This is a genomic window from Sutcliffiella horikoshii, from assembly GCF_008180725.1.
GTDB lineage: Bacteria > Bacillota > Bacilli > Bacillales > Bacillaceae_I > Sutcliffiella_A > Sutcliffiella_A horikoshii_B.
Map to the genome: position 1 here is coordinate 141,926 of NZ_VTEV01000005.1, position 24,540 is coordinate 166,465.

Genomic DNA, 24,540 nt, shown 5'->3' on the forward strand with positions numbered 1-24,540 from the left:
TAGCACCTAATGAAAATAGTACAATCCCTGTTGAATAACAGATTCAACAGGGATTGTCAGTTATTTATATTTTCATTATCTTTTTTTACGTGTCATGACATCAAAGATTACCGCTCCGGCAAGAACTCCTCCACGAATCATGTATTGGTAGGAGATACCCACGCCAAGTAGATTCATTCCGTTGGACAGGGAAGCCATTACAACCGCACCGATTATGGCGCCTGTCACTTTTCCAACACCTCCGGCAGAAGATACACCGCCCACATAAGCAGCCGCAATGGCATCAAGTTCAAAAAGAGTACCTGCAGTTGTTGTTGCAGATTGCAAACGTGCTGTAAATAGAATACCAGAAAGAGCTGCCAGCATTCCCATGGATCCAAAAACAATATAGGTAATTTTTTTCACATTAATCCCGCTCAAATGGGCAGCTTCCGGGTTACTCCCGACAGCATAGATATGACGTCCAAGCACTGTTTTGGTAGTCAGGAAATGATAAACAACGACTACTAATAATATAATAATGACGGTCCAGGAAAATCCGTTATAGCCTGCTAGAATCCAAGTTATATAACCTATTATGGCGGAAACAAAGAATAACTTCAGTGCAAAAATCGGCTTAGAGACGACTTCAAAATCATACTTGATTTTATTTCGTCTGGTCGAAATCTCACTGTAGATGTAAAGTAAAATACCAACCAAACCAACTAAAAGGGATAGTAGGTGCAAACCATTCCATTCCACTAGAGAAGGGATATAGCCATTACCAATCGCGTTAAAGGTATCGTCTTGAATGATGATGGTACCAGTCTTCTCTGTCACTTGCAGCAAAGCACCTCGGAAAATAAGCATTCCTGCAAGAGTGGCAACGAAAGATGGAATGCCAATCTGAGCAATAAGTACCCCGTTAAATAGACCAACAGCAACTCCCAATAGCAAAATAACCGGAATCGTTACCCATACAGATACTCCTGCTTGTGTAAGCAAGATAGCTGCAATTGCCCCAAGGAATCCTGCCGCATATCCTACAGAAAGATCGATATGGCGAATAACGATAACGAGCGTCATCCCTACTGCCAACACAGCAATATAACCTGCGGAGTCCAGTAGATTACTAATGTTACGGGATGACATGAACAATCCTTCTGTCATAAAAGTAAAAGTTAATATAATAACAAATAATGCGATATACATCCCATAATCTCGGATGTTTTCATGTATAAGCGTTCTGGCTTCTTGTATAACATTCATTGTAATACCCCCTATTGCGTAGCAAGCTCCATAATTTTTTCTTGGTCTGCTTCTTCTATTTCCAATTCCCCTTTTATTTCCCCTTGGGCCATGACGTAGACTCTATCGCTCATGCCAAGTACCTCACCAAGCTCGGATGAGATCATCACGATACTTAGGCCTTCCTCAATAAGCTTGTTCATCACGGTATAAATTTCAAATTTCGCCCCAACATCGATTCCGCGTGTTGGTTCATCTAATATAAGTAGTTTGGGTCCGACAAATAGCCACTTCCCAATAGACACCTTTTGTTGGTTGCCACCACTAAGGTTTCCAACAAGCTGTTCTAAAGAGGAGGCTTTAATATGAAGAGATTGTTTGTACTGTTCTGCAACCTTAATTTCCTCATTGTCATTTATCACACCTTGAGAGGCTATTCCTTTTAAGTTCGCCGCAGAGATATTGCTTTTTATATCCTGTAAAAGGAAAAGTCCATCATCTTTTCTATCCTCTGTGACATAAGCAATTCCTGCCTTGATTGCATCACTAGTATGCTTAAGTGTAGTAGGAGTGTTATTCCACATCATATCGCCTTGAATTTTGTAGGATTTGGCATTTCCGAAAATACTGAGGGCAAGCTCTGTTCTACCTGATCCCATAAGACCAGCGATACCTACGATTTCTCCTTTCTTCACGTGAAGATTAACGTTTTTGATTACCTGCCTTCCAAGTTGCGGATCATAAGCCGACCAGTTATGAAGTTCCAGTATGTTCTCTCCTGCTACTTCCTTCGTCCTTTTGGGGTAAATATCTTCAATTTCTCTACCTACCATGTTCTTGATAATGACACTTTCGGTAATATCCTCTTCCTTTGCATCAAGCGTACAGATTGTCTTGCCATCACGAATGACGGTTGCTTTGTCTGCGATGCTAATTACTTCTTTCAGCTTATGGGAAATCATAATGCATGTTATCCCTTGATTTTTTAGTTCTTTTAATAGTTCAAGCAAGTTTTCACTATCGTCTTCGTTAAGTGCTGCCGTCGGTTCATCCAAAATGAGAAGCTTAACTTCTTTACTTAAAGCTTTAGCTATTTCTACAAGTTGGCGTTTTCCGACACTTAAATCTTTTACAAGTGTATCAGGGTTAACATCGAGCTTAACTTTCCGTAATAACCTTTTTGCTTCGACAATCGTTCTGTTCCAATCAATCACTCCACCAAACTTCATTTCGTTTCCTGCAAAAATGTTTTCATATACCGATAAATCTGGAAACAATGCGAGTTCTTGGTAGATGATGGCGATGCCGGTATTTACACTGTCACTGATTTTGTTAAATTGCTGAACATTCCCTTCAAATACGATGTCTCCATCGTATGTTCCAAAAGGATATACTCCGCTCAGCACCTTCATCAGTGTGGATTTTCCTGCTCCATTCTCCCCGATCAAGCAGTGAATTTCGCCTTTTTCCACTTTGAAATTCACGTTACTCAGCGCTTTGACTCCTGTAAATTCTTTAGAGATATCGTTCATCTCCAGTATATAGTTGCCCATCCTTTTCCCCCCTTAACAAAAGCAATGACAATGGCGAAATAGTGATAAAGTTGCCATCACTATTTCGCTAGGTTTCTAATTTAACTCCTGTAGATTTCCGTTCCAGGTGTTCGCTTTCCGCGGGGCGATGCTTGAGCCTCCCTCACAACGCTTCAGGGGTCTCAACCTATCGCTACCTCCCGCTGGAGTCTCACACCTTGCACTCCAATCTACAGGGAAATTTATTTTGTGCACAAAGCTTAACTTTACTTATAATCCTGTAAATTCGCTTGCTTCGTAGTATTCAGAGTCAATTAGTTCTTGTTGTACGTTTTCTTCGTCCACTACGATGACATCTGTTTGTTTTGCTTTAACTTCTACTTCTCCGTTATCGTAAGAACCAGTTGTTTCTGGAGTTTTGCCGTCTAGAATTTCTACCGCAATACCCATAGCATCCGTCACTAATGTACGTACGTCTTTGAAAACTGTCATGGATTGCTTGCCATCAATGATATATTGGATGGAAGCTTTTTCTGCATCCTGACCTGTTACTAAGTAGCTAGATACTTCCCCATCCGTTGCGAACACGTCTGCGATAGAACGCGCTGTACCGTCGTTTGGAGCAAGAACCGCCACGTCACCCTTCATATCTGCACCCACTGCAGTTAAGTGTGTTTGAGCTTTGTTCTTCGCTTCGTTTGGATCCCAGTTAGTTGTTACTTGTCCTAGAATTTTACTCATTTGGTCACGTGTTAGTTCAGCTGTGTCTTTTAATGCTTCCGCTTCACTGGAGTTTGCAATCTTGAACGTTCCGTCTGCAATTTTTGGTTGTAATGTTTTCCAAGCTCCCTCAAAGAAAAGGAAAGCGTTGTTGTCAGAAGCTGCACCCGCATATAAGTAAAGCGGAACGCCAGATCCTTGAACATTATCAATTAGGTATTGACCTTGAGCAGCACCAACTGCCACACTGTCAAATGTCACATAGTAATCCACTGCATCTGTGTTTGTAATTAAACGGTCATAAGAGATAACCGTGATACCTTCTTTTTTTGCCGCTTCTACTGCTGCAGCTGCTGCATCTCCATCTTGAGGAGTGATAATCAGCACTTCAATTCCTTTGTTGATCAATGTTTCAACGTTCTCTTTTTCCTTAGCGGAAGAACCTTGGCTAAAGAGGATTTCTGTTGTATAGTCAGAATCTTTCAATGCATCCTTGAATCGTTGCTCGTCCTGCACCCATCTTGGCTCATCCTTTGTTGGCAAAACAATTCCCACACTTACACTGCCGCTTCCCCCTGTACTGCTGTTACATGCCGCAAGCATAGCTGTAAAAAGCATTAAAACCAGTAATAATGACGTAGCTTTCCAAGTCTTCTTCATTTGTTGCTCCCCCTTTGTTTTGGCTTGTTTCGTTAATTTGATTACACCTTAATTATATGGCAGGGGGTAAAAGGGTTGTAAGCGCTATCACTAGCACTCTTTTGGTATTGTCTGTACTTTTTTAATAATTGGGAATACTTCCTAGAAATATGTCTTTAACAGCTTCTTTTGTCTAATAGAACACTTCTATTCGACCGAACCTCCTCCTCAGTAGCCTCTTTTGTCTAATAGAACGCTTCTATTAGACCGAACCTCCTCCCGAGCAACCTCTTTTGTCTAATAGAACACTTCTATTCGACCGAACCTCCTACCGAGCAACCTCTTTTGTCCTATAGAACGCTTCTATTCGACCGAACCTCCTACCGAGCAACCTCTTTTGTCCTATAGAACACTTCTATTCGACCGAACCTCCTACCGAGCAGCCTCTTTTGTCTAATAGAACGCTTCTATTCGACCGAACCTCCTACCGAACAACCTCTTTTGTCTAATAGAACACTTCTATTCGACCGAACCTCCTACCGAGCAACCTCTTTTGTCCTATAGAACGCTTCTATTCGACCGAACCTCCTACCGAGCAACCTCTTTTGTCCTATAGANCGAGCAACCTCTTTTGTCCTATAGAACGCTTCTATTCGACCGAACCTCCTACCGAGCAACCTCTTTTGTCCTATAGAACGCTTCTATTCGACCGAACCTCCTACCGAGCAACCTCTTTTGTCCTATAGAACGCTTCTATTCGACCGAACCTCCTACCGAGCARCCTCTTTTGTCCTATAGAACACTTCTATTCGACCGAACCTCCTACCGAGCAACCTCTTTTGTCTAATAGAACGCTTCTATTCGACCGAACCTCCTACCGAGCAACCTCTTTTGTCTAATAGAACACTTCTATTCGACCGAACCTCCTACCGAGCAACCTCTTTTGTCCTATAGAACGCTTCTATTCGACCGAACCTCCTACCGAGCAGCCTCTTTTGTCTAATAGAACACTTCTATTSGACCGAACCTCCTACCGAGCAACCTCTTTTGTCCTATAGAACGCTTCTATTCGACCGAACCTCCTACCGAGCAACCTCTTTTGTCTAATAGAACACTTCTATTCGACCGAACCTCCTCCAAAACAGCCTTCACCGTCTTATTAATCCTGAAAAATTAAAAAGTGCAGCCGCTCCTTAGCAACTGCACCCACACAATATTAACTATTAATATTCCACTATCACCATTCTTTTCTCCTCATGCGATCGACGAATTGCATCCATCACGACCTGCACCCCATGGCCATCCTCCAATACAGGTAAATGAGGATTAACTCCCTCTCCGGACAGTGCTTTATACACCTCATCCAACGAGCGATAAAAAGCATTGAAATAACCAGCAGCAACCGGATTCATCCCGTCTGGTATCGACAAAGCTTCCTCTAGCTCCACTTCTTCCAAAGGATCATTTCCAATTCCTACAAGCACTATGTTGTCCTGTGACATTTTGATCGTACCTTCTGTTCCGTATACCTCTAGCTCCCATCCTTCTGCATGACGAACGGCAATGTTGGAACCGATGTTAAAGGTTCCCCCGCCTAAGAAATTACCCATCGCTTGGAAAGCATCATCTGCTGTTCGGACTTCCTTCTCACCGTTTTCATCAGTGAACTCCGGTACATGAGTGGTCAGCTGGCCCGAAACAAATTCTACCTTCGCATCTGTCCACCACAATAGAGAATCAATCAAATGAGAACCCACTGCTCCAAGCATCCCGCCTGCTTGATCTTTTTGACTCAGCCAACCGCGTTTACTTGTGGCGTATCTCTCGTACCCTGCAATGTTCAAAGAGAAATTCACATGCAACACCTTGCCAATTTTCCCACTCGAAATAATCTCTTTAATCTTTTGCCTCGCTGGCAAAAAGCGATACTCAAAATTAATCCAACCCATTTTACCAGCCGCATCTCTTGCCTGAATCATCTTCTCTGCCTCATCTGCATCAAAAGCCATAGGTTTCTCACATAGAACATGTTTGCCGCTAGAAAATGCCTTTACCACCATGTCATGATGTAACAATGGTGCAGAGGCGACAGAAACCAAATCTATCTCTTCTGACTCCAGCATTTCCTCCCAGTTTCCATAAACTTTCTCAATGCCTGTTTCCTCTTTAATTTCGACCAGCCTTCCGCGGGATACACTCGCAATAGATACTATCTCAAACCCTTGATGACTTTGCATTACAGGTGCATGAACTTTTGCGCCAAATCCTGTTCCAATAATTCCTACTCTTATTTTCTTCATCTTAAAATCCCCTTTTATGTAAATGGTCTTTCTCTTCATTTCGACAAAAAACAGCACTCTCCTCTTTTATTTAGGAAAGTGCTGTTTTACATTGTTTATTAATGACGGTATTTAAGAGCCAAACCTTTTAAGAAATTCCTCGCGTATTTATCCATGCATGTTTTATAGTTCTTGTGCCCTTTCTTTCGTAAAAAAGCTCCCAATTCACCCTTTGATATGGTTACACCAGCTTCTCCAATAATGTCGATAATATCTTCTGTTGTTAACGCAAGGGCAATCTTTACTTTTTTCAAAAGAATATTGTTTGCCGGTTCATTTGAATATGGCGGTTTTGCTGGTTGGCCCGGTCTTGGTTCCTGTCTGCCTCTTTTGAAAATAATCAAGCCGTTTAGGAACGACTCCAGCTTGTTATTGTTGATAGGAAGGATTTCTTCCTCCTCAAGTGCCTGCTCGTATTCTTCCTCGGTATCATAGTCATAGCTATCTACCTCTTTAGTAAGCATCATTTGTACTTCTTCTCTCGTTACATCAATATCACCAAGTTTAAAGATCTCGACCATATCGTTGTCCTTAATGTCTAGTGCGTATCTTAGTCTAATTAGTATATCGTTGTTCGTCATGTATAAACTCCTTTTTTGTATTGCTCATTTCCTATATTTATTACCATTTACTGAAAAATTTAGCATTTATTTTGCCAAGGGAATTTCTATTGTGACAACCGTTCCTTCCTCCATCTGTGATGTTATTCTTATATCTCCATCGTGTGCATGGATAATTTCTTTCACAATGGATAAGCCGAGTCCTGTTCCCCCAATTTTTCTCAGGTCGGAATTATCAACCCGATAAAACTTAGTAAAGAGATGTGGAATCGCTTCTTTCGGAATTCCAATACCATGGTCCCTAATTGTAACCTGTAACATCTCAGCCTTAGAAATGACTGCTATATGAATTTTTCCACCATCAGGAGAATATTTAATCGCATTGCTCAGCAAATTAGCCATTACCTGTGAAAGTTTCTCCCTGTCCGCTTCCACTTTCGTCTGTTCCGTCATTACTTCAAGAAGTATTGGATGCGTATTGGCGTTGTGTTGGAAAATATCACTTGCTTCCTGAATAATCTCCACTATATTTTCCGGTTTTTTGCGATAAACTTGTTTTCCCGCTTCCATTTTCTGGACATCCAAAAAGTCATTAATTAATGCTGTCAGACGCTTTGCTTCCTGGTAGATTGTTTTCAAGTAGGTTTTTTTACGTTCTTCGGTTAACTCTTTGTAGATCATTCTTTCTGTAAACCCTAGAACACTAGCTAATGGCGTACGTAGTTCGTGGCTTACGGTACTAACAAATTCCGATTTCATCCTATCCACTTCATACTCTTTTGTCATATCACGGAATACCAAGATATAGCCGTAAGAAAGGTCTTGTCGTGATACTTTTTCCTTATACATTTTAAAGACACACCTATCATGCCTTTGATACAACTCAAATATTAAGGCATCATCAGCAAACTCTTTCTCACTAAAAGTAGAGAGTAGATCTGTGCGCAGCTTTTCTTTATCGACTGCCATTTCAACCAGGACCGTTGTCCATTCTTCAAACGATAATTGCAAGAGCCGATTAGGGGTTGGAAAGTTCATTAAGGAACTCATTTTGGTGTTGGCCTGAAGTACACTACCTCTTTCATCCACTAATAGGACACCCTCCTGTATGGTGTTTAGAATGTCCTGGTAAAAGAGTCGATTCTCTTCCGAATCCTCGTACAAATCAACTTTTTCCAAAGCCATACTGACCTGCATGGCCAGTGCTTCCCCTGTTTCAATTTCTCTTTCAGTAAAAGGCGCATCATATCTTGTGAACTGCATGTAAGCTGCTATTATATCATTAGATGTAAGGACGGGTATGAATAAATCAAAGGCTGCCATATCTTCCGAATGGTAGGTTGCCTCCATCCGACTGCATTTTCTATCCACTTTAAATGCTTTTTGGACATCCAATAATTGTTGGAGGAATACATTATTCTCTTCTGACTTTAATTGCTCTACCGCCCTCTTTGGCAGACCAATAGAAGCAGCTGTTTTTTTATCATTAAGCATCATCATGATGCCAACATTAGCCCCTAATACTTTCCCCATATTTCGGACAACATTTTCTAACAGTCGTTCTCTGCTTAACGTCTCTGCCATATCATGAATAAACTTGTTCCTTACCTCAAGTTGTTCATTACTCTCTTCAATTATTGAGATATTATCTTCTAATTGCACTTGTTGTGCTTGAAGTTCGTCTTGTTGTGCATGAAGTTCGTCCTGCTGTGCAAGTAGTTCTTCATTTTGCGCTATCAACTCTTCTTCTTTGTATTGTAAGGTATTAACCATTGTATGGAGTGCGTTGGTTAATACACCTATCTCATCTGAGCTGTTCTGATAAGAGGGCAATACTGTTATTTTTCCATTCGTAATATTATCTGCAGCCTCTGATAATTCACGCAACGGTCTTCCCACCTGTTTAATAAGCACCCAAGTTATGATGAACAGTAGGGAGATCACAAGCAGAAAATACAAGGAAAATAAAAGCTGACTGGCTTGGGTTTTATCTGACATCAAATCTACATTGTTTTCTATCTCCCGATCTACTTCATACCGGTATTCTTTCATATAATCCATAAAATCAAAGATATCATCGGATGTACCCTGGTTGAACAAATAGTCCTCAAGCTCATTCATATTTCCTCGTTCATATAGATCCTCCACTTTGGGAAGGTAGATAGAAAAATAGAAGGTATGAAAATCTGTTACTTTATCCACAAACTGTTTGTCGTTCTCGGTTTCCGCCATTTCCGTAAGACCTTCAATATTATTTCTGATGTCACGTTCAAATCCTTTTGCTTCTTTTAACATCTCTTGGTTGGAAAATGCGACATATCCACGATACTTCAGGAACGAACTATTTATGTCATCATCAATGGTTTGTATTAGCTTTTCCTTATCTTCGAGCGCTCCATTCCTTTCCTTGAACTCTTCAGATAGTGAGAACTCATACACCAACAGTGTTATAATCCCAGTGACTAAAACAACAAAAAATATTCCATTTATTGTTAAAAATTTCTTAGATATACTATTTTTCCACTTCATTTAGCATTGCCTCTACTTTTTCTGCAAGCTCCATCGGACTGAACGGCTTGGACATAAATCCTGAAGCTCCCGAAGCAAGGACCTCGTCACGAACTGATTGCTGACTTTTAGCTGTAAGGATAAGGACTGGAGGAACATGATTCAACCCCATCGTTTTCATTTTTGTTAGCACCTCTAATCCTGTGTATACAGGCATCATATAATCGAGGATGACCAGATCAAAAGTATTTCCCGCTTCCAAAATATCCACCGCTTCTTTTCCGCTACTTGCCTCCACTATCTGGTGTCCTTCATCTTCTAGTGTATCTGTTATGAGCATGCGAAGAACACTCTCGTCCTCAGCAAGTAATATATTTGCCATTTTTGACTCCTCCATTTATCAATTGTTTCCAGATTATTGGGATACTCCTTTTCGTTGCATTTCTCCCCAACCTCTCTTCTTCCTTAATACATCCAAGATCCCTTGACATCTCCAGATTATGGTTAAAGGTCTGTACCAGAAGGTTTCTGTAAGAGAATAGAAGAATAAAACAACAATATGCCTTGCTTTAGGGTATCGTTTGAGACTCCACTCTTCCATCAAAACAGCCAACATGGAATAGATAGAACCATAGATGACAAAAAGCAAGAATAGGAGTAACGCTATTTCTTCATTCATACCACCAAGAAAAAAAGAGAGGATTATATATAAATAACCTGTTAATTCCACCACTGGCCCCAAAAACTCTATAAAGATAAAATATGGCATGGATACCATACCAATGGATCCATATTTAGGATTGAACGCCATTGAGCGGTGCATCCACAAACTTTCAAATAGCCCCCTGTGCCATCGATTCCGCTGTCTTTTTAAAAAGGTCATTTCTTCCGGAGCTTCTGTCCAGCACACAGGATCTGCAACATAGACAATTTTCTTGTTGGACTTCTTTTCCTTTATAAACCGGTGCAGCCTTACGACCAATTCCATATCCTCTCCAACGGTATGAGAATAGCCCCCTGCATCCATTACCCACTTTTTAGAGAAAACCCCAAAGGCACCTGATACAATCAATAAAAGATTGTGCCTGCTTAACCCGATTCTCCCCACTAAAAATGCGCGTAAATATTCAATAACCTGCATGATGACTAGTGGATTGGAGGAAAGGCCCACCTTCATGATGGATCCGTTTTCGATAGCAGAACCGTTTGCGATTCTTACACTTCCACCTGTGGCAATAACGTCTCCATCAGAATCTATGATAGGCTTCATTACTTTTAAGAAAGCGTCCCTCTCCAGAATAGAATCGCCGTCCACTGAACAGAAATAGGGATAGGTGCATACGTTGATTCCAACGTTTAGTGCATCCGACTTCCCACCATTCTCTTTATCTATCACAAATAAATAATCATAAATAGAAGACTGGTAGATACCTTTTACTTCTTTTGTCTTCAACTTTTGTTTTACTATTTTCTTTATTTTTTTCAATTGAAATTCTTCGATGAGCTTTTCCATCGTATCATCTTTTGAACCATCATTAATTACAATGATTTCATACTGCGGATATTCTATGCTAAGTAGAGAACGAACAGATGGAATAATCCCAAGTGATTCATTGTAGGCCGGCACCAATATAGATAACGGTTTAGAATAACTTACATCCAATAAGTCCTCATATGGCTCTGTATTGTCCAGCTGATAATTCTTCCTAACTTGGAACAAGGAAACAAGCAACATAAACAGGTAAAAAAGAATGACAAATCCCATATAAGCGATAACAAACCAACCAATTCCCTGTAATAGCAAATAAACAAAATTACCTTCCACGGATTTGCCCTCCTTTCTGCAACCATTCTTCCGCCATATCTCTTGCAAAGCGGTCTGATGAAGTTTCAAGGACCTGATGGAGATGGTATGCCCCTCCTTCAATGGATAAGATGGATTTCGCAGCGTTATTTCTGACATCATAATTTGTGTCACTTAGAAACTCTGTCAAAATAAGAAGGCTCTCCTTACGGTTGGTTCTTCCAAGTAATTTACTAAGCATTAATCGCTCTTCCCATGAGCTCTCTTTGAGATCTACATGCCCCATCCATTCCAGGACCTTTGAATACCCTAATTCATTCAGTGCTTTTAGAATTCTTATTTTCTTTTCTCCTGAAGAAATCCTCAGAAGGTCCTCAAGAAAGGGCAAAAACTCCCTTTTCCCCTCAATCCCTATCATATCCAGCACTGGAAGCTGAATGTATTCAGGGAAGGCATCAAAATTTGTAACCATCGCCTGAAACTGTCTTTCTGTCATCACACCCAATAAGGATCTATACATAAATTCTGAAAGACGCCAATTTGGTTCTATCACTAATTCCTCCCAGTGATTTGTTTGAAACCGCACTAGGATTTTTAATAATTGTCTTCTTTCTTCCTGAGACAGAGTTCTCTTTTCATAAGTATTAAGAAGGTAAGGCACCATGCTTTTCAATTGAAAATCCTCAATTGCATACAAACTATTCATCCTAATGCTCCAACGACGATGAAGAAGGTTCCGCTTATATTTCTCCATAAAATGAGTGTTTGCAAAATGTGTGATCCGCTCCTGCACTTCATCCCCTTGGACGACATCTGCAAAATCGCTAAACAGTTCTTCCATTGCTTTCCACTGATTCCCGCTCCATTCCTGTTCAAGAATGTCCTGGTTTTGCCTGTATAAGTATTCAAAAACTTTAGCCCTTAATTCTTCTTTATGTTGGTCAATTTTTTGACGTAGGCTGTTCTGCATCAATTTAGTGACAAGCATATAGATAAACAAAATCGATAGCAATATAAAAAAAGAAAGAATGATAACGAGTACGATTGAAACAACACTACTAATCAATGTCACATCCCCCGCTTTATCAGGTGCTGAAGTCTTGCTTCCACCTCAAGGAGCTTAAAAGGCTTTGTTACATAGTCATCCGCTCCAAGCTGTAACGCTTTTTGTATGTCCCTTTCGCTTTTCCTAGAAGTTAACATCATAACTCTAAACTGGTCATGGCGTCTTTCCGAACGAAGTCTTTGTAACACTTCCAGTCCGTCCATTTTCGGCATCATTCCATCAAGAATGACCACATAGCGATCCTGACTATGTAGCCACTCCGATTGCAAAAAGCTTTTTCCGTCAGGGAATGTTTCTATATCAATGATTCTATTCGCAGGAAGAGACAGCTTTCCTATCACTTCAGAAAGCATCATTCTTACAATCTCATCATCATCGACAATAGCTACCTTAACTTTCTGTGTAACAACCTCCTGGCCTCCTTCATATACCTCCACTCTTGCCTTTCCATTCTTTTTCGCTTCATAGAGAGCCTTGTCTGCACGCTCCATTACTCTTTCCAATGCCAAGCCACCCTCTGTTACCTGTACAACTCCTCCAGAAAAGGAACAAGTGAAAGATACTTGATCTGCTTGGAAATTCAATTTCATAAAACCATTCAGAAGTCGTTCAACCAGCTTTTTTGCTTGTTCTATAACGGTATTCGGCAGCAACATAGCAAACTCTTCGCCACCATATCTGGCAAATACATCACCTGAGCGCATATTTTGCTTCATGTATGATGCTAGCTGCTTCAACACCTCGTCACCAACCACATGCCCGTAAGTATCATTTACTTGTTTAAAATAATCGAGATCAATGACTCCTACACTAAACGGCTCTTTAACTCTTGTAAGAATTGACTGCTGTTTCGCAAAAAACGACTGAAAGTACTTCCTGTTATACGCCTTTGTGAGCTCATCCATCAACAACAAATCGTCATATTGCTTTTTTCTGCTCACTTGTCTCGAGACCCTTACTTCAAACTCCTCTAGATCCAAAGGTTTGGAAATAAAATCATCTGCTCCCTTACGGTAAGCGTTTAATCGAATTTCCCTGTTTGAATTGTCACCAATCACCATAATTGGTGTCAACATTTGCTGACCGCTTGCTTGAAGTCTCTCTAACAATGAAAGCCCTTTTTCATCTTTCAACCCTTCGTCTATTATCAGACAATCTGGTTTCACATCATAGAAAGTATCAATGGTCTTTTCCATGTCTGTACTGACTAATACATGGAAAGACTTGCTCTCCAGATACTCTTTCCACTCAACAAGTAAAGCCGGATCACGATCTGCGATGAGGATCCTTGGATGATCTTTTGTTTGTTCAGGAATCGTTCCTATCTTTTTACAAAAAACGATTACTTCTTGCAAAAAGGATTGGCATTCCTCCAACTGCCACGCTCTCTTTTCAGCAACGCTTATCTTTTCATATAGTGCTTCTGTTATATCTCCAAGCTCATCCAGCCCTACTGTCCTAGCAGTTCCTTTTATAGAGTGAACAAACCGATATACTTCTTCATGGGGAACATCGCTAGCGCTATCTTTCCACTGATCTATTTGATTTAAAATAGTAGCAATTAATTTCGTTTTATATTTATCCAATACAGCACAACCTACCTTCCGATGAGACAACCGAGATGAATAGCCTCTAAATTCCATATTATATTACAATTATAAAGAGGATTGATTGTGATGTCATGGATATATTTTCATGATCAACACCATAAATATACATTTAGCCCTCTTTGTACCAATTGAAGGAAAAGAAAACACCACTCCATCAGAAGAGTGGCGCCTTTTAAGTGTGATTTCAATATCTTTATTTACGTATGAACCTGACAACACTTTCCACATGAGCCGTTTGAGGAAACATATCCACAGGTTGGATCCAATCCACTTTATACTTCCTACTTAAGAACTGAATATCTTTTGCAAGTGTGGATGGATTACAGGAAACATAAACGAAATTCTTTGGTTCTACGTCAAGGACGGTCTTCATGAAAGTTTCGTCCAGGCCTGTACGAGGAGGATCCACAACGATCGTATCTGGTCTCCAGCCTTCTTTTACCCATCTTGGCAACCATTTCTCTGCTTTCCCTGCTACATATTTCATGTTCGTATAGCCATGACGTTTAGCGTTTTCCTTTGCATCATCAATAGATTCTGCAATGGTGTCCATACCCCGAACCTCACCTGCACCTTCTGCCAGCCAAAGGCCGATGGTTCCTACACCACAGTAAGCATCAACGACTTTTTCTTTGCCCGTCAATTGTGCTGCTTCTTTTACCAAATCATAAAGCTTGACCGTCTGGACCGGGTTAAGCTGGAAGAATGCCCGTGCGCTCAATTCAAACGATACGTCTCCAAGTGTTTCCTGAATCACTTTTTCTCCGCTTAAATGAATGGTTTCTTCCCCGAAAATAAGGGATGTTTTTTTGCCGTTTACGTTTTGCATAATACTCTTCACTTTTGGCAAACGCTTTTGAATTTCTTCAACTACTAACTGTTTGCGCGGCAATTTTTCATCGGTCGTAATCAGAACTACTTGAATTTCCCCAGTGGAAAAACCGACCCTTGTCATGATGGTGCGAACGGATGGTTGTCCCTTTTTCTCATTTTGAACAGGTATGTTGAAGTCTTGCAGAATCTTTTTAACTGTGTTGGTTACTTCCGTTGTGGCACTGTGCTGGACGATACAATTAACAATATCAATTAGCTTGTGCGAATTGGCACCGTAAAGGCCAGCAATTACTTTTTCCTTCTGCTTGCCAACCTGGAACTGACTCTTATTGCGGTAATACCACGGGTCTTCCATACCGATGGTCGGTTTAATATCGAGATTATTGACATTTAGCTTTGTATGGCGTTCTAGTGACTGAATGACGATATCGCGTTTCAAAGTTAACTGTTGGTCGTATTTTAAATGCTGGAGCTGACAGCCTCCGCACTGCTCATAAATGGGGCAAGGCGGTGTAGTTCGATGTGGGGATTTGCTACGAATCTTTTTAATTTTCGCTTCGGCAAACTTGTTCTTAACGTCTGTCACTTCCGCCACGACTACTTCTTCAGGCAGTGCACCAGGAACAAACACCACTTGCTTTTTAAAATAACCCACACCTTCTCCGTTGATCCCCAAGCGCTTAATCGTTAGCGGAAAAGTTTGACCCACTTTCATATCGACATTTGATTGTTGCTGCTTGTTATATGGTTTCTTCGTTTTCATTTTACTAACTCCTCAGCTTGCGGTTCGATGCTTCTCCAAAGGTAAAGGGACGCATAGCTTAAATATGGTTCCCAGTCCTTGGCCCACTCCTGCATTTGCAGAACAGTAGGCTTTTGGTCGAGTCCTTTTAATTTTTTCAAGGCATTCTGGATGCCAATATCTGCGATTGGGAATAGATTTGGCCTCCCGAGTCCAAATAGAAGCAGGTTTTGGACAGTCCATGGGCCGATTCCTCTTACTTTTACAAGGTCCTTCAGGATTTCTTCATCCGTTTTTTGGTCCAAATTGTAAAGTGGCAAGTCGCCAGTTGCAATCAGTTTGGAAGTATCTATTAAATATTCCGCTTTTCTGCGGCTCATTTTCAGTTCAGTAATTTGCTCGTAATCAAACTTAGCAACTTCTTCCGGCTTTGGATAAAACCAAACTCCTTCTTTTTCAAAACCGAATGTATGGACAAAACGTTGCGTCAACGTATGTGCGAATTTCATATTGACCTGTTGATGGATAATGCATTTCATTAGACAGTGGTAGAGGTCAAAATCAAGTACGAGCGGCGTCCCTTCGTGCTCTTGGAAAATAGCTGCGAGATCTGTTTTGGTAAAATGATTGGCGATGTCTTGAAGCGGCCTGTCCCATTGGAAAATAGACTTTATGTGCTGTATTTCCATATCTGTCAGCGTTGCTGAACTAAATAATTGAAAACTCGGGCTTTGTTTCGTCCCTGTCGCCTGCACTTCTATCACTATTGGAGTTTCTCCCTGATACATCGGTACTTTTACAGAACGCGCCTTTTGATCGACGACCATTAACGGATCAATGGAAAGCCGCTGCAATACTCTGTCAAAATCATATGGTCCATTTATCTTTATCCTAACCAATTTCCCCACCGTCCTTTATATACTTTCCCAATTATAACGGCTTTCTGGTGAGTTGCCAAACAAGGGGGGTGGAAAGAGGTACAATCAGAAAAACTCCTTTGCTGGTCGGCGAAGGAGTCAGTTTTCCTGTATAAGCAAAATTGGATTGGGAATAGTATGTTGTGCAGCGATTTCATCCAGGCTTTTGAATTCATATCCTTGTTTACGAAGATCGTCTATGACCTTTTCCATCGCTTCAGCATTGTCTTTGGAAACAGTGTGAAGCAAAAGTATCGCACCAGGATGTATTTGAGCCATGATATTATCATAAGAATATTTCCAGCCTTTTTGCTGGTCGGTATGCCAATCAACATAAGCCAGGGACCAGAAGACGTGTTGATAACCCATTTGGTTGGCAAGTGCCAGTGTTCGGTCACTGAACGTTCCGCGGGGCGGCCTCAAATAGGTCATATTATCAAGACCTGTTATATTTTTGTACTCTTCTTTAATCATGTCGAGTTCTTTTTTAAAGCGAACATCGTTTACTTGTGTCATATCAGGATGATGCCAGCTATGATTACCAACGATATGACCTTCATTAACCATTCTTTTTACAAGATCAGGCTGGTCTTTGAGGTAATACCCTGTTACGAAAAAAGCTGCAGGTACTTTTTTCTTTTTAAGTACGTCCAATACTTTTTCGGTGTATCCATTCTCATAGCCATTATCAAAGGTGAGGTATATTTCTTTTTTGGTTGTATCACCAAGGTAAAAAGCGTCATGTTTCTTTAAAAGTTCATTGTATTTTTGACCTGCATCTGGTGGCTCATGGTTTTGACTCTTTTTAAATCCCCAATGTAGGGTGGTAGTGGAATAGGTGTCCGCTTGGCTTAAATGCGGAATGAAGAATAGTGCAACAACACTTATGATTAGGATATTAAGTAATTTTCGCATGATGATGATGTTTCCTCCCTTCCATGATCTCTAGCTACTATTATGTTTCGTTTGGAATTAAGGATTGATACGGTGTATTGTTTTCCAATTGGTGACTTCACTTTACTTACTGTCGGAAAATTAGGAAATACTGTCCAAATGCAGGCAAATACAAGCGTAAATTCGTAAAATACAAGCCAAAGTAAGCCAAACACAGTCCGAAACAAACGCAATGCAAGCCAATCGACTTTTTCCGGGAAATAATGACACGACTACCTTTAATAGATTACCGTCCCTCTAATAATAAGGCTCTGTTAAAGCATACTGTTGATTTTTGCAGCAACCTAGCTGTTGATTGGAGCATTAGGCGCAGACTCCTGAGGGAGATAAGCGTTTAGGGAAGACCCCGCAGGCGCTTTTCCGAGGAGGCTCCCCAAATGCCCCAAGGAAAGCGAAGCCTAGTGCGGAAAACATCTGCGGTGTTTAACAGATCCAATAATAAAAAAAATTCGGCAACCACCTAGGTCACCGAACCGCTAACTATATTTATCAGTTAAACACTCTATCCTTAAACTGGGCAAGTTTTTCTAAAGAAGACTTCTCTACATCCGCATGCAAGCTGTTGCCATGCGAATCCATTGTCACTACCGCTGTAAAGCCTTCTACATTCAAGTGCCACATTGCTTCCGGAATACCAAACTCCATCAAATCTACTCCATCGACACCTTTAATACAGTCGGCATAATATTGTGCCGCTCCGCCGATGGCATTTAAGTAAACGCCTCCGTGCTCTTCCAAGGCTTTCAATGTTTTTGCACCCATTCCACCTTTCCCCATTACCGCACGTATACCAAACTTTTTCATAATATCCCCTTGGTAAGGTTCCTCGCGAATACTTGTCGTTGGTCCTGCTGCTTTTACATGCCAGTTTCCTTCTTCATCTTTCAACATAACCGGGCCACAGTGATAAATGATTTGTCCGTCTAAATCAACTGGGGCATCATTGTCACTCAAGTGCTTATGGATCGCGTCGCGGCCAGTGTACATTCTGCCATTAATGCGAACCACATCGCCCACTTTTAACGAACGAATTTTCTCTTCCGTAATCGGCGCCTCTAGAACAATTTCACTCGCTTCAGAAGTTGCTGCTACTTCCTCTTGCTCTGCCAACTCTTTTGAAAAATCAATCATTTCGCCTTCCTGATACAACCACTCGTTAATCTCTCCAGTTTCCGGACTGATTTTCACACCTAAACGGCGATACGCCCAGCAGTTGTAAGCAACTGATACGAAAAAGCTAGCTGGAATACGGTGTGCAACACCAACCTTACAGCCAAGCAATGTTGTTTCTCCACCAAAGCCCATTGTTCCGATACCAAGCTTATTGGCATTTTCCATTACATACTCTTCAAGTTCTTTTAACTCAGGTACCGTGTTCTCATCATCCAGGCTACGGAAAAGCTGTTCTTTTGCAAGCTCATAACCGGAAGTGCGATCGCCACCAATCCCAACACCGATAACACCGGCGCTACAGCCCTGTCCTTGTGCCTGGTAAACAGAATGCATCACACATTTGCGGATACCATCGAGGTCACGACCTGCGCGGCCAAGACCTTCAAGTTCGCATGGCAAGCTGTACTGGATATTTTTGTTCTCACAGCCTCCACCTTTTAAAATAAGACGCGCGTCAATATAATCCTTTTCCCACTGTTCGAATTTAATGACAGGAACTCCATCACCAAGGTTGTCCCCGCTGTTTGCACCTGTTAAGGAGTCCACTGAATTTGGACGCAACTTTCCATCCTTTGTAGCCTGTACAATTGCTTCTTTAATTACCTTTTTAATTTCCAGCTGGTTTACTCCAACAGGTGTTTTTATTTTAAATGTAGGCAGACCTGTGTCCTGACAGATCGGAGACACATTTTCATCCGCCATTGAAATATTATTTGTAATTGTAGCAAGTGACATTGCTGCACGTGTTCCTGCACTCTCGCTAAGCTTTGCTTTAGCAATCGCACGACGTACATCTTTAGGCAGCTTTGTAGAGGTTTCTACGATCAAGTCATACATGCTCTCATATAATTTATTCATCTTTAACTCCCTCTCCTATCCCCAGTTGAAAAGTTATCTACGTTTTTTTATACATCCTTCATTATACTTGTTCTAATTAGAAGGATAAAGCACTTTGTAAACGATTCCATCAAAAGCCTAATACATGTTGGATTTTTGTGGTAAAGTGGGATTTAGATACATAAGAAGCGGGAGGGACAAACATGGCACAGATTACACTTTTACAAGCTAGACTAGATGATGCAGAGCAATTGACTAGTATGATGAAAAAGACTTTTGATGAAGAAGCTCTCCACTGGCTTGGTACGGTAGATTCTCATATCGTGGACTATAACATTCAACCACCGGGCTATGATTCCGTATATACTACCCGCTATATGATAGAAGAGCTTACCTATTACAAGATAATGTTGGAGGAGCAACTAGTAGGCGGGGTTATTCTTACCATAACGGGTAAAAGGTTTGGCAGGATTGATCGAATATTTATAGATCCTGCTTATCAAGGGCAAGGCGTAGGCTCTGAAGTGATCCGTTTAGTAGAAAAGGCATATCCTTCTGTGACAACTTGGGACTTGGAAACCTCTCCAAGACAAAAAGGCAACCTTCACTTTTATGAAAAGATGGGCTTTGAGCGCACATTTGAAACGGAAGATGAGGTTTGTTACATCAAACGCATTCGCAATGGAATGGCAGTTTCAGAAAATGCATTTGAATCCTGCAATTTAGAAGATGCGACCTTTTATCAGGCGAATTTAGCAAACAGTGCTTTCAGCAATAGCACGTTAGCTGGGGCACATTTTAGCAATATCAATTTAAGAGGAGCAAAGTTCCAGAACATAAATTTCCGTTCTACCCTGCTTGCTGACTTGAACCTTTCGGGTAGTAGAGTGAAACACGTTGACATGAGTGGTGTCGAGTTTAAGGATACAACTATTGAAGATGCTCCAGTAAGTTTTGAACGCTGTGAGTTGATGGGAACGAGGTTTACCAATTGTAAGATGGTTGATGTCGAGATTAACGCTTGCGACATTTCCGGAATGAAGATTGATGGGGTGTCGGTGGAAGAGTTGTTGGAGGTTTATAGAATGGAGATTAAGAAGAAAGTGTAAAGCTTCAATTGTGTAACTATGCGTTTGTATGAAGAGACATTCACATTCTTTTTGTTGTTTTCTAACCTCTATGAAGACCTCTGTCATAGCTTTTAAACCTTAAAGAAGTCTTCATAACCTCTATGAAGACCTCTGTCACTGCTTTCACACCTTAATGAGGTCTTCATAACCTCTATGAAGACCTCTGTCATAGCTTTCACACCTTAATGAGGTCTTCATAACCTCTATGAAGACCTCTGTCACTGCTTTCACACCTTAAAGAGGTCTTCATAACCTCTATGAAGACCTCTTTCACTGCTTTTACACCTTAAAGAGGTCTTCATAACCTCTATGAAGACCTCTGTCATAGCTTTTACACCTTAAAGAGGTCTTCATAACCTCTATCAAGACCTCTGTCACTGCTTTTACACCTTAAAGAGGTCTTAACCTCTATGAAGACCTCTGTCATAGCTTTCACACCTTAATGAGGTCTTCATAACCTCTATGAAGACCTCTGTCACTGCTTTCACACCTTAAAGAGGTCTTCATAACCTCTATGAAGAGCTCTGTCATAGCTTTCACACCTTAATGAGGTCTTCATCTCTTCATGGATGATCCTCTTCTTACCAATCCTTCTTAAACTGATTATATTTCCCTTCCAAATCATCAAGCATCTGAATCAAACGATCAATGTCCTCCACATCTGTTGATTCCGGATCTAATGAATCCACGACCTCCAAAAACATATTCAATCTATTTTTCAAGTAATCGACTTGGGAGTCTTTGTTGTCTGTTGCTTTGCCCATAATGATCGCACCTTTCTGCCATTCCTGTAAGTTTTTCTTTATACTACCGCACTAAAGCACATCAAGCAACCTTCGAAGAATTTTCCGGTCTGTAATACCATGAATCATGATACAATGAAGGGTAAGGTTTTTTATAAAGGAGTTTACGATGAAAACAACTATACTACCACCAATTACCCCTTCCTATGATCCATGGGAAGCTTATTTAGATGTAAAAGAATACGGCCAGATGGAACTGACAAACGTAGAATTCACCACCACCACGCTTTGTAACATGCGCTGTGAGCACTGTGCCGTCGGATACACGTTACAACCAAAGGATCCGCAAGCTCTACCAATAGAGTTGTTAATTCAACGTTTGGAAGAAATTCCACGACTTCGCTCCATCAGTATTACTGGCGGAGAGCCAATGATGAGCATGAAGTCAGTGAATGAATACGTCGTCCCGCTACTAAAATATGCGCATGAACGTGGTGTGCGAACGCAGATTAATTCGAACTTAACATTAGATTTAGCCAGATACGAAAAAATCATTCCTTACCTGGATGTGCTACATATTTCTCATAACTGGGGTACGATGGATGACTTTGTGGAAGGCGGATTTGCGATGATGGACCGCAAACCGACGTATGAGCAGCGAGCGAAGTATTTTGAGCGTATGATTGAAAATTCGAAGGCCTTGACTGCCGCCGGTGTGATTGTGTCTGCTGAAACGATGTTGAATAAACGTACGCTTCCGCATATTGAGCATATTCATAAGCAAATCGTAGAGGAAATGAACTGTCAAAGACATGAAGTGCACCCTATGTACCCTAGCGATTTTGCTAGCGGCATGGAAGTCCTCACGCTTGATGAAATGCGTGATGCCATTCATCGTTTGCTGGATATGCGGGATGAAAACACGTGGATGTTGTTTGGTACGCTGCCGTTTTATCCTTGCAGTGATAATCCGGAAGATCGTGAATTACTGAAACGCGTGTATGAGGCGAAAAATGTGACGGTTCGTAATGACCCCGACGGTCGCTCGCGTTTGAATGTAAATATTTTTAACGGAGATATCATCGTCACAGATTTTGGCGATACGCCTCCCCTTGGCAACATTCAAACAACAGACTTACCAACTGCATATGAAAAATGGAAAGAGACCTCTATTGCAAAAGAATTAGACTGCCATTGTCCGGCAGTTGCTTGTCTTGGACCAAACATATTAGTAAAAAATGCGTACTATCCAAACATGGATTTCACCGTACGCGAAACAAAATTGACCAAATAAGCAAAGCCTGGGAAACGTTTTCCCAGGCTTTTTTTGTGCAAAACATTTAAGTTGTCGGCACTCTCGCTTTAAGTCTTCTACCCTTTAAGGAGCAATAAAACCCTAAACTGATCAGCACGCTTCCCATCAAGCTTGAACCCAAGATTAACGCTCCGTCCCATCCGCGCGAGCTTCCTGCCAATTGCCATGCTTGATATGGGATGAATAAAAGCAGAAAAATAATCCCTATACCCCAAAGCAGTAAAATGGCATGATGTTTATCTTCGTTTTCTATATAAGATGGCTTTTGCCTCAATTCAACTGTGACCATTGTCCGAACAATAACTAACAAAACAGTTAAACCTAAGACCAATAATACTAGGTGCATCATCTTGTTGATGACCTCCTTTTTATTCTCACTTTTTAAGACGCTTGTAGGCGGAAAAAGTTTCGGTCCGTGGTTGGCTTTTCGTTCGACAAGGTAGTGAAAGTTCTGTAACCTTTTATTACCCAGCTTATGAAAGAATCAAAACTGGTAAAATAAGCTCAACTTTCCACATGAAAACACCAGCCTTTCGAATTAGGCTGGTGTAATGAAAATGTACTATCTCGGGCGGTCGGAAGCTGCAAAAATGAAGCTCACATGGTCCTGAACCGGAATCCACGCACCAATTCCTTGTGAAGTGACATTCTTCACAACGATTTTCATCTCTTTCCCTTTTAAGACAAGGTAAACCTCTCCGTACGTAATTTTTCCTTTCTCACTGACAGCTGGGGTGTACGCATACAAATAGCCTAGTTTTTTCACAGGAATGTTATATACCTGATCCTTTTTCGTTCCAGCGCCAACAATGGTTTTGAAGGATAAGGGCAGCTTCGTTTTATCCATCGCTTTTAACATCATCATTTCTTTTACATCATCAGCGGCCTCCACTTTGGAAGTCAGACCGCCTTTGACACTTTTTTGTGCTTCCTGACGATAGTGAAGTTGTTGCGGCGCTTTACCACCGCGGTTATCTGTGTAATTGGTGTTGATTTTTTGGTATTCCCAGTTAACGCTCGTTTCCGTGGATTCGTAGGAAAGCGGCCATTGACCAAGGTAGATCGTCGCCCGATAACCGATAGCCACTGGGGACGGCGAAATGTTCGACTCATTTAAAATCTTAATAAGTTTTGGGTTATCAATTTTCACATTGGAAGAATCAATCAATTCTTGAGATAGCTCACTAGGTTGGAGGTATGGCACATCTTGTGACGGATTTGGATACGTATTGTCCTTGGAGATGTCTAAAACAGAATTCGGTACCTCCAGTTTTTTATTTTCAGCTTTCACCTTTGTTTCTTCGGCTTGGACACTACTTAGTGAGAATCCAAATGCAATAAAGGTTGCCATAACAATTTGAAGAATGCGCATGATGTGTATTACTCCTTTCAATCGTCTTGAAATCTATGTACTGTTATCTTTTTCGAAGGGATTTAAGATTATCCATGAAAGGTGAAACTTTTTGCCTGATTTATACGTAAAAAGACATAGAGGAGGCTGATTAAGATGAAAACACCTACTTGTGCAAACTGCCATAACCAGTGGAGTTGGAAAATGACCTGGAAAAAGATCTTCACATTTAAACAAGCGATAACATGCCCATTTTGTGGAGAGAAACAGTATATAACGAAGAGTGCTCGTCAAAAACTGACTCTTCTCCCAATAGTTATTCCCTTTATGAATGTGCCTTTTCTTCCCTTTGGTGTGAGCGGTTTTTATCTGGCAATGATGTATGTGGTATGTCTTGTCGGAATTGCAATCGGTATGCCGGCCCTCTATGAATTGAGCAACGAGGAGGAATCGTTATGGTAAAGGAATATTTCAGAAATAAATATGTCATTCATTTTATTATCTTTTTTGTCGCGAATTTACTAACCTACCCCTTTTTC

The 24,540-nt window shown here is 40.9% G+C and carries 20 protein-coding genes; 3 read left to right on the forward strand and 17 right to left on the reverse strand.

Going from position 1 to position 24,540, the window contains the following annotated elements; translation table 11 throughout:
• Positions 1 to 75: 75 nt before the first annotated feature.
• The 14 genes from FZC76_RS13045 to FZC76_RS13110 form a co-directional block, all read right to left on the reverse strand.
• A complete protein-coding gene (locus FZC76_RS13045) occupies positions 76 to 1,248 on the reverse strand; it encodes a sugar ABC transporter permease (protein ID WP_148988620.1) in 1,173 nt (390 codons plus the stop codon).
• Positions 1,249 to 1,259: 11 nt separating this feature from the next.
• Entirely contained in the window at positions 1,260 to 2,780 is a 1,521-nt protein-coding gene (locus FZC76_RS13050) for a sugar ABC transporter ATP-binding protein (protein WP_148988621.1), read from the reverse strand.
• Between the two features lie 249 nt (positions 2,781 to 3,029).
• On the reverse strand, positions 3,030 to 4,139 hold the full coding sequence (locus FZC76_RS13055; protein WP_148988622.1) for a sugar ABC transporter substrate-binding protein: 1,110 nt from the start codon (positions 4,137 to 4,139) through the stop codon (positions 3,030 to 3,032).
• Between the two features lie 1,202 nt (positions 4,140 to 5,341).
• Positions 5,342 to 6,418, reverse strand: a complete 1,077-nt coding sequence (locus FZC76_RS13060; protein ID WP_187442065.1) for a Gfo/Idh/MocA family protein — start codon at positions 6,416 to 6,418, stop codon at positions 5,342 to 5,344.
• Between the two features lie 98 nt (positions 6,419 to 6,516).
• Positions 6,517 to 7,038: a YehS family protein gene (locus FZC76_RS13065; RefSeq protein WP_148988624.1), complete on the reverse strand. Its 522-nt coding sequence runs from the start codon at positions 7,036 to 7,038 to the stop codon at positions 6,517 to 6,519.
• 66 nt (positions 7,039 to 7,104) lie between these two features.
• A complete protein-coding gene (locus FZC76_RS13070) occupies positions 7,105 to 9,546 on the reverse strand; it encodes a HAMP domain-containing sensor histidine kinase (protein WP_148988625.1) in 2,442 nt (813 codons plus the stop codon).
• Positions 9,530 to 9,907 carry a response regulator transcription factor gene (locus FZC76_RS13075; RefSeq protein ID WP_148988626.1) on the reverse strand — a complete coding sequence of 126 codons (378 nt, stop codon included), beginning with the start codon at positions 9,905 to 9,907 and terminating at the stop codon, positions 9,530 to 9,532. The genes FZC76_RS13070 and FZC76_RS13075 overlap by 17 nt, the downstream gene beginning before the upstream one ends.
• A 33-nt stretch (positions 9,908 to 9,940) precedes the next feature.
• A complete protein-coding gene (locus FZC76_RS13080; protein WP_148989031.1) occupies positions 9,941 to 11,290 on the reverse strand; it encodes a glycosyltransferase family 2 protein in 1,350 nt (449 codons plus the stop codon).
• Between the two features lie 49 nt (positions 11,291 to 11,339).
• Complete coding sequence (locus FZC76_RS13085; protein WP_148988627.1) at positions 11,340 to 12,395, reverse strand: HEAT repeat domain-containing protein; 1,056 nt, start codon at positions 12,393 to 12,395, stop codon at positions 11,340 to 11,342.
• Between the two features lie 2 nt (positions 12,396 to 12,397).
• Entirely contained in the window at positions 12,398 to 13,981 is a 1,584-nt protein-coding gene (locus tag FZC76_RS13090) for a diguanylate cyclase (protein ID WP_187442066.1), read from the reverse strand.
• 217 nt (positions 13,982 to 14,198) lie between these two features.
• Positions 14,199 to 15,602, reverse strand: a complete 1,404-nt coding sequence (gene rlmD / locus FZC76_RS13095; protein WP_148988629.1) for a 23S rRNA (uracil(1939)-C(5))-methyltransferase RlmD — start codon at positions 15,600 to 15,602, stop codon at positions 14,199 to 14,201.
• Positions 15,599 to 16,480 (reverse strand): DNA-3-methyladenine glycosylase family protein, encoded by an 882-nt coding sequence (locus FZC76_RS13100; protein WP_148988630.1) that lies wholly within the window; start codon positions 16,478 to 16,480, stop codon positions 15,599 to 15,601. Before FZC76_RS13100 ends, rlmD begins: the two co-directional genes overlap by 4 nt.
• Before the next feature lie 117 nt (positions 16,481 to 16,597).
• Positions 16,598 to 17,413, reverse strand: coding sequence for a delta-lactam-biosynthetic de-N-acetylase (gene pdaA, locus FZC76_RS13105; RefSeq protein WP_148988631.1), 816 nt, complete (start codon positions 17,411 to 17,413; stop codon positions 16,598 to 16,600).
• A gap of 528 nt (positions 17,414 to 17,941) precedes the next feature.
• Positions 17,942 to 19,483, reverse strand: a complete 1,542-nt coding sequence (locus tag FZC76_RS13110) for a fumarate hydratase (RefSeq protein WP_148988632.1) — start codon at positions 19,481 to 19,483, stop codon at positions 17,942 to 17,944.
• Positions 19,484 to 19,665: 182 nt separating this feature from the next.
• Here FZC76_RS13110 and FZC76_RS13115 point away from each other — a divergent pair, with 182 nt between their 5' ends.
• Positions 19,666 to 20,571: a GNAT family N-acetyltransferase gene (locus FZC76_RS13115; RefSeq protein ID WP_148988633.1), complete on the forward strand. Its 906-nt coding sequence runs from the start codon at positions 19,666 to 19,668 to the stop codon at positions 20,569 to 20,571.
• A 602-nt stretch (positions 20,572 to 21,173) separates the two neighbouring features.
• Here the strand turns inward: FZC76_RS13115 and FZC76_RS13120 are convergent.
• Positions 21,174 to 21,356: an SE1561 family protein gene (locus tag FZC76_RS13120; RefSeq protein WP_148988634.1), complete on the reverse strand. Its 183-nt coding sequence runs from the start codon at positions 21,354 to 21,356 to the stop codon at positions 21,174 to 21,176.
• A 148-nt stretch (positions 21,357 to 21,504) separates the two neighbouring features.
• Between FZC76_RS13120 and yfkAB the strand changes: the two genes are divergently transcribed.
• Positions 21,505 to 22,629: a radical SAM/CxCxxxxC motif protein YfkAB gene (yfkAB, locus tag FZC76_RS13125; protein ID WP_148988635.1), complete on the forward strand. Its 1,125-nt coding sequence runs from the start codon at positions 21,505 to 21,507 to the stop codon at positions 22,627 to 22,629.
• 46 nt (positions 22,630 to 22,675) lie between these two features.
• Here yfkAB and FZC76_RS13130 read toward each other — a convergent pair whose 3' ends face one another.
• Positions 22,676 to 22,999, reverse strand: a complete 324-nt coding sequence (locus FZC76_RS13130) for a hypothetical protein (RefSeq protein ID WP_148988636.1) — start codon at positions 22,997 to 22,999, stop codon at positions 22,676 to 22,678.
• Between the two features lie 213 nt (positions 23,000 to 23,212).
• Positions 23,213 to 24,022 (reverse strand): YfkD famly protein, encoded by an 810-nt coding sequence (locus FZC76_RS13135; RefSeq protein WP_148988637.1) that lies wholly within the window; start codon positions 24,020 to 24,022, stop codon positions 23,213 to 23,215.
• 135 nt (positions 24,023 to 24,157) lie between these two features.
• Between FZC76_RS13135 and FZC76_RS13140 the strand changes: the two genes are divergently transcribed.
• Entirely contained in the window at positions 24,158 to 24,463 is a 306-nt protein-coding gene (locus FZC76_RS13140; RefSeq protein ID WP_148988638.1) for a TIGR04104 family putative zinc finger protein, read from the forward strand.
• The last annotated feature ends 77 nt before the right edge of the window (positions 24,464 to 24,540 follow it).

Excerpts from the sequence above, each read along its gene's own strand:
- FZC76_RS13045 (WP_148988620.1), bottom strand. The coding sequence starts at position 1,248 with ATGAATGTTATACAAGAAGCCAGAACGCTTATACATGAAAACATCCGA.
- FZC76_RS13050 (WP_148988621.1), bottom strand. The coding sequence starts at position 2,780 with ATGGGCAACTATATACTGGAGATGAACGATATCTCTAAAGAATTTACA.
- FZC76_RS13055 (WP_148988622.1), bottom strand. The coding sequence starts at position 4,139 with ATGAAGAAGACTTGGAAAGCTACGTCATTATTACTGGTTTTAATGCTT.
- FZC76_RS13060 (WP_187442065.1), bottom strand. The coding sequence starts at position 6,418 with ATGAAGAAAATAAGAGTAGGAATTATTGGAACAGGATTTGGCGCAAAA.
- FZC76_RS13065 (WP_148988624.1), bottom strand. The coding sequence starts at position 7,038 with ATGACGAACAACGATATACTAATTAGACTAAGATACGCACTAGACATT.
- FZC76_RS13070 (WP_148988625.1), bottom strand. The coding sequence starts at position 9,546 with ATGAAGTGGAAAAATAGTATATCTAAGAAATTTTTAACAATAAATGGA.
- FZC76_RS13075 (WP_148988626.1), bottom strand. The coding sequence starts at position 9,907 with ATGGCAAATATATTACTTGCTGAGGACGAGAGTGTTCTTCGCATGCTC.
- FZC76_RS13080 (WP_148989031.1), bottom strand. The coding sequence starts at position 11,290 with ATGGGATTTGTCATTCTTTTTTACCTGTTTATGTTGCTTGTTTCCTTG.
- rlmD (WP_148988629.1), bottom strand. The coding sequence starts at position 15,602 with ATGAAAACGAAGAAACCATATAACAAGCAGCAACAATCAAATGTCGAT.
- pdaA (WP_148988631.1), bottom strand. The coding sequence starts at position 17,413 with ATGCGAAAATTACTTAATATCCTAATCATAAGTGTTGTTGCACTATTC.
- FZC76_RS13110 (WP_148988632.1), bottom strand. The coding sequence starts at position 19,483 with ATGAATAAATTATATGAGAGCATGTATGACTTGATCGTAGAAACCTCT.
- FZC76_RS13115 (WP_148988633.1), top strand. The coding sequence starts at position 19,666 with ATGGCACAGATTACACTTTTACAAGCTAGACTAGATGATGCAGAGCAA.
- FZC76_RS13120 (WP_148988634.1), bottom strand. The coding sequence starts at position 21,356 with ATGGGCAAAGCAACAGACAACAAAGACTCCCAAGTCGATTACTTGAAA.
- yfkAB (WP_148988635.1), top strand. The coding sequence starts at position 21,505 with ATGAAAACAACTATACTACCACCAATTACCCCTTCCTATGATCCATGG.
- FZC76_RS13130 (WP_148988636.1), bottom strand. The coding sequence starts at position 22,999 with ATGATGCACCTAGTATTATTGGTCTTAGGTTTAACTGTTTTGTTAGTT.
- FZC76_RS13135 (WP_148988637.1), bottom strand. The coding sequence starts at position 24,022 with ATGCGCATTCTTCAAATTGTTATGGCAACCTTTATTGCATTTGGATTC.
- FZC76_RS13140 (WP_148988638.1), top strand. The coding sequence starts at position 24,158 with ATGAAAACACCTACTTGTGCAAACTGCCATAACCAGTGGAGTTGGAAA.